Origin of the sequence: Microbacterium sp. (assembly GCF_030149085.1) — a bacterium.
Lineage (GTDB): Bacteria > Actinomycetota > Actinomycetes > Actinomycetales > Microbacteriaceae > Microbacterium.
In genome coordinates this window covers 1-5083 of the sequence record NZ_JASBSF010000161.1, presented here as the reverse complement: position 1 = coordinate 5083, position 5083 = coordinate 1, and the positions used below count along the sequence as shown (strand labels likewise).

The 5083-nt window shown below is 66.6% G+C and carries 7 protein-coding genes; 3 read left to right on the top strand and 4 right to left on the bottom strand.

Annotated features, from left to right (window positions below; translation table 11 throughout):
- Positions 1-490 (top strand): cupin domain-containing protein (locus tag Q1V87_RS06575; protein ID WP_300591378.1); only part of this gene is annotated, 490 nt, incomplete at its 5' end.
- Positions 491-520: 30 nt separating this feature from the next.
- Here the strand turns inward: Q1V87_RS06575 and Q1V87_RS06570 are convergent.
- The gene (locus tag Q1V87_RS06570; RefSeq protein WP_300591377.1) at positions 521-1582 is read right to left on the bottom strand and encodes an alcohol dehydrogenase catalytic domain-containing protein; all 1062 of its coding nucleotides are present in this window, start codon (positions 1580-1582) and stop codon (positions 521-523) included.
- Between the two features lie 5 nt (positions 1583-1587).
- Positions 1588-1899 carry a Dabb family protein gene (locus Q1V87_RS06565; protein ID WP_300591376.1) on the bottom strand — a complete coding sequence of 104 codons (312 nt, stop codon included), beginning with the start codon at positions 1897-1899 and terminating at the stop codon, positions 1588-1590.
- A gap of 143 nt (positions 1900-2042) precedes the next feature.
- Between Q1V87_RS06565 and Q1V87_RS06560 the strand changes: the two genes are divergently transcribed.
- Complete coding sequence (locus tag Q1V87_RS06560) at positions 2043-3071, top strand: ketopantoate reductase family protein (RefSeq protein ID WP_300591375.1); 1029 nt, start codon at positions 2043-2045, stop codon at positions 3069-3071.
- A gap of 30 nt (positions 3072-3101) precedes the next feature.
- Here Q1V87_RS06560 and Q1V87_RS06555 read toward each other — a convergent pair whose 3' ends face one another.
- Both Q1V87_RS06555 and Q1V87_RS06550 read right to left on the bottom strand, forming a co-directional pair.
- Positions 3102-3797, bottom strand: coding sequence for a GntR family transcriptional regulator (locus tag Q1V87_RS06555; protein WP_300591374.1), 696 nt, complete (start codon positions 3795-3797; stop codon positions 3102-3104).
- Positions 3794-4318 carry a VOC family protein gene (locus tag Q1V87_RS06550; RefSeq protein ID WP_292709131.1) on the bottom strand — a complete coding sequence of 175 codons (525 nt, stop codon included), beginning with the start codon at positions 4316-4318 and terminating at the stop codon, positions 3794-3796. Before Q1V87_RS06550 ends, Q1V87_RS06555 begins: the two co-directional genes overlap by 4 nt.
- Before the next feature lie 168 nt (positions 4319-4486).
- Between Q1V87_RS06550 and Q1V87_RS06545 the strand changes: the two genes are divergently transcribed.
- Positions 4487-5083: thiamine pyrophosphate-dependent enzyme (locus Q1V87_RS06545; protein ID WP_300591373.1), on the top strand; the 597-nt coding region annotated here is incomplete at its 3' end.

Below are 5083 nucleotides of genomic sequence, written 5' to 3'. Positions count from 1 at the left end.
CGTTCCCACGGCGAGTCCGTCGCCCGTTGCCCCAGTTCCCACACCACCGGATGCGTCAACTGTCCGGCGCGCTGCCGAGTACCCGGTGATCGAGATGGAGAACGGCGTTCGCTGGGAGAAGCTCGCCAGTGTTCCCGGAGGTCCTTCCGATGCGCTGCTGGTGACATACCAGCCCGGCGCCAGCAGTTCCGTGGAGGACCGGCTCATGCGCCACGCGGGAGTCGAGTACGCGTACCTCCTCGAGGGTGAGCTCACCCTGCAGCTGGATTTCGATACGTACGTCCTGCACCCGGGCGATTCCCTGAGTTTCGACTCGATGCGGCCGCACCTGTTTGTGAACCACTCGGACAGCATTGCGCGCGGGGTGTGGTTCGTGTTCGGTCGGAGGCCGCAGAATGAGGCGCTGCCGGTAGCCCCCGGGGTCACATCCCAGCCCAGCGCGCCGGCATCCGCCGTCGATGTGCTGCGGGCAATGGAACGGTTGCCCTGACGCGGACTACTGCTGGGCGGGTCGCCCGCGTCAGGCGTGTGAGCGGCCGTGAACGGCGTCCCTGCGCCCTTCGGTCCATGGGTCGATCAGTGTTTTGACCTGGCCCGGCGCGCCGCTGAGCAACGGCTGAAGTGCTCCGTCGACAACCTCATCCAGCGGAAGGACGTCAGCGGCGACATCCGACCATTCGCCGCGCGCAGCCAGGAGCCGGACGGCCTCGGGAATGTCGTCTCGGTACACGTGAGCCACCGTGCCGACGATTGTGTATTCGCGCAGGGTCCACGAGCCGAGCGGCAGTGCAGGCTCACCGCGCTGGATGCCGACCGGGACGATCGTCGCGCCGGGGCTGGCGGCGTCGAGGACTGACGCGAGTCCCGGCGCAGACCCGGACACCTCGAAGAAGACGTCGGGCACGATCCCGCGTTCGCTGAGGGTGTCGCGCAGGCTCTGACCTCCCGCCTGGACGGTGTCGGCAGCACCGAGTGCCCGCGCCAGTTCCAGTCGCGGTGCGTTGAGGTCCGTCACCAGCACGCGCGCGCCGGTCGCCGCCGCAGCGTGCGTGATGAAGGCACCGATGCCACCCACGCCGACGACAACGGCATCCTGGCCCGGTTGCAAGCCGGAACGCCGAACCGCGTGAACCGCGATGGCCATCGGCTGTGCAAGGCCGAGCGTGTCGAGCGTCAGCCCGCTGGCTGAGGCATCCCACACAATCTCGGCGGGGCAGAGGACGTATCCTGCGAGGCCCCCGTTGTGGTGGAAACCCAAGGTCGTGTACGACGCGCACAGGTTGGTGCGCCCCGCGCGACACATTTTGCACTCGCCGCACGAGAGGCCGGCGCCGCAGACGACGGTTGCGCCGACCGTCAGCTCGGACACTCCCGGACCGACCTGCTCGATGGTGCCGGCGAACTCATGACCGAGGGTGACCGGCGGCTGGGCGAGGACGAGTCCCCGACCGAACTCGGTGGCATCCGACCCGCAGACACCGCACACCCCGACTCGGATGAGCACCTCGCCGGGGCCCGGGGAGGGGACGGGAACATCGTCGATGCGAAGATCATGCACATCGTGCAGGACTGCGGCGCGCATGGCGTTCATGCCAGACGGCCCTCGGTCAGCGGAAGCTGCGCGGCGGCGCGGTCGGCGAGCATGTGGCCCATGAGGTCGGCATAGACCTGAGCATGAGCGGGGTGGTCGAGGTACGTATGCAGACCCGCCTCGTCATCCACGACCGCGGCGACGGCATAGTCCATTCCGCCGGGGCGCAGATGGAGATTCGGCCCTGCGACATAGGACCGCAGCTCGGGGATCTGTGCCGCCATCGCGGTCAGGGCCGCCGTCAGCCGGTCGACATCGTCGTCGGTGACGCTGTCGACCCATCGGAAGGATGCGAGGTGGAGGATCATGCTGTCCGCTCTCTACGCTGATAGTGTCCAGTAATAGTGAACACTATCAGCCTGCGGGGTCCACTTCGAGGGCTTTCGGGCGCACATGTACGCCGCTGCTGTATCGTGCGAGTGTTCCGGCGCAGGTGACGGGAAGGTCAGTGATGACAAGAATCGCGGTTGTAGGCGCTGGCGCCAACGGGTCATCGATCGGTGCTGACCTGATCCGTGCGCGAGAGGACGTCACGCTCATCGAGCAATGGCCCGCTCATGTCGAGAGAATGCGGGTCGATGGGTTGCAGATCATCAGCCCCGAGGGCGAGATCCATGTCCAGCCCGATGTGCGTCACTTCTGCCAGGTGGCAGAGCTTCGCGATCGCTTCGATGTCGTCCTGATGCTCGTGAAGGCGTACGACGCCCCGTGGGTGAGCACACTCATTCAGCCTTACCTCGCCGACGACGGCATCCTGGTCGGTGTTCAGAACGGGATGACTGCGGGAGTCATCGCTGAAGCCGTGGGGCCCCAGCGCACGCTCGGCTGTGTGATCGAGTGCTCCGCGACGATGACTGACCCGGGCGTCGTGCATCGACACACTCCCGCCTCTCGCTCGTGGTTCGCCGTCGGCACCCTCGATGAGCGAGGGCCGGCTCACCGCATCCCGGAGCTGGCTCGGATCCTTGGGCTGTCGGGCACCGTCGAGGTCTTCGATGACATCCTCGCGGCGAAATGGATGAAGCTCGTGAGCAACAGCACCCTGCTCGTAACCTCGGCGATCCTGGGTCTCCCGATGCTCGACGCCCTGCACGCGCCGGGATATCGCGACGTGATGATCGCCGCGGGCAACGAGGCATTGACGGTGGGGGCTGCTGAGGGCCACTCGGTTCTGCCCATCTTCGGTTTGGACGCCGACGAGATCCACGATCCGGGGCGGATCGTGGACATCATGACCGACAAGCTGTTCGCGAGCTTTGTCGTACCCGGCGCCACCACCACGGTCCTACAGGACTGGCGAAAAGGGCGCCGGAGCGAGGTCGATGACCTCAATGGGCACGTCGTGGCGCGCGGGGCTGCTCACAGCATCCGTACCCCCGTCAACGCCCGGGTCGTCGAACTGGCCCACCGGATCGAGGCGGGGGAGATCGCGCCAGACCTGTCGCACCTGGCGACGATGCGCGGGGCGCTCGATCAGTGATGCCCCGCGCTCGTCGCGTGCCGGCGAGCGCTAGACGGCACTGAGCGCGAAGATCTCCGGCGTACGGGCGAGCTGACGGCGCGTGCGGCGAATGTGTCCACCGAGGACTCGTTCAGCTTCCTCGGTGTCACGATCGCGCAGGGCCGCGACGATGAGGTGATGCTCCTCGTGGGCGATCCGGCGGGCGTCGGGAGTCCACGATGAGACATAGCTGCGCCGATACGGCGCAGTGAGATTCCACAGTCGCACCACCAAGTCCGTGAGGTGAGACGTGTCGGCCGCGGAATAGCTGGCGTGATGAAACGCAGCGTCGAGCTCGAGGAAGGCGTCGGTGTCGTCGCCGGTGTCACTGATCCGGTCCGCGAGTTCGGCCAGCGCGCCGATCTCGTCGTCGGAGAGGCGCGGGGCGCTGTACGACAACAGCAACGGCTCGAGGCGCTCGCGCATCCGATAGATCTCTTCACACTCGGCAAGGGTCATCGTCGACACCCAGGCTCCCGCGTTGGGGACGACCGTCAGCAACCCTTCGTACTCGAGTTGTCGGATCGCCTCGCGCACCGGCACTCGACTCGCGCCGTATCGTGCAGCCAGATCCTCTTGAAGGATGCGGCTGCCGGGAGGTCGAGTGCCGTCGATGATCCCGCGACGGATGCCGTCGGCGATGCGCGCGTGAGCATCCCCGTCGCGGCTGCGTGGCCCGTCCAGAGTCGGTGGGGCAGTGGTCATCGGGCGGGATCCTTCGGGTGCCACAGGAGGGTCGCCGCCGTGGCCTCGTAGGCCTTGCCGGTCGGGAAGCTCACGAGCTCGAACTGCATCCCCCAGGGGCTGCGGAAGTAGAGCCACCGTTGACCGGCGGATGCTCCGGCGCTCGCGACCGGATCGCCCATGACCTCGACGCCGTGCTCACGCAGATAGCTCACCGCGGCATCCATATCGTCGACGTAGAGCGCGAGGTGGTGACCTCCGATGTCGCTGTTGCGTGGTTGTGGGGCCTGTCCGTCGGCGCTGTCGTACTGGAACACCTCGAGGTTGGTTCCACAGCCGACGCGATAGAAGCGGATCTCGCGAATCTCGGTACGCGGGTGCACGCCGAGGTGGACAGCCATCCAGTCGTCGTCCGACCGCTTGGCGTCCAGGGTGTACACGTGGATCGCGCCGAGGACATCCACGAGAAACGCGTGGGCCTCATCGAGGTCGGGAACGGTGAACCCGACGTGGTCGAGCCCACGAACTCCGGGGAGGGCCATGAGAACCTCCTTGCTCACAGGCGCCGCGGCCCGATTGTATCCAGATTCACAGTTGCTGCTCAATGAGGAGTCCGATTCCTGGCGCTCAAGCTTGAGATTGGATGCAATCAGCCGTACAGTCTCAGCAGACACACGGTCTGAACACGCAACGACGCGAGGATGGGCGAAATGCCGCGACGCAGACGACTGGAAACCGGCACCGACTGGATTCAGCTGACGACGACCGCCGCCGACTGGAAGGCTGCCGATCCAGCTCTGCTCGGGACGATGCTCGCCGAACTCCACCTCATCCGGGCTTTCGAAGAGACCGTGCTCGCGCTCGCCGCGGAAGGGCTTGTCCACGGACCGGCGCACTCCAGCATCGGCCAGGAAGGCGGCGCGGTCGGATCGATCGTGGGTCTTCGCTCGACGGATGCCGTGAACGGCTCACACCGCGGCCACCACCAGTTCCTCGCCAAGGCGCTCACGCACGTCTCCGGAGCCGCGATCGACCCCCGCGATCCGGTCACGCCCGAGATCCAGACGGTTCTGCAACGGACGCTCGCCGAGATTCTGGGGCTGGCACAGGGCTACTGTCGTGGGCGCGGGGGATCGATGCACCTGCAGTGGTTCGAAGCTGGAGCCCTCGGTACCAACGCGATCGTGGGCGGAGGCGCACCGATGGCCACGGGCAACGCATGGGCCCAGAAGCACGCCGGTACGACCGATCTGACCGTGAACTACTTCGGCGACGGCGCGAGCCAGATCGGCTCCGTGCTCGAATCG

Excerpts from the sequence above, each read along its gene's own strand:
- Q1V87_RS06570 (WP_300591377.1), bottom strand. The coding sequence starts at position 1,582 with ATGCGCGCCGCAGTCCTGCACGATGTGCATGATCTTCGCATCGACGAT.
- Q1V87_RS06565 (WP_300591376.1), bottom strand. The coding sequence starts at position 1,899 with ATGATCCTCCACCTCGCATCCTTCCGATGGGTCGACAGCGTCACCGAC.
- Q1V87_RS06560 (WP_300591375.1), top strand. The coding sequence starts at position 2,043 with ATGACAAGAATCGCGGTTGTAGGCGCTGGCGCCAACGGGTCATCGATC.
- Q1V87_RS06555 (WP_300591374.1), bottom strand. The coding sequence starts at position 3,797 with ATGACCACTGCCCCACCGACTCTGGACGGGCCACGCAGCCGCGACGGG.
- Q1V87_RS06550 (WP_292709131.1), bottom strand. The coding sequence starts at position 4,318 with ATGGCCCTCCCCGGAGTTCGTGGGCTCGACCACGTCGGGTTCACCGTT.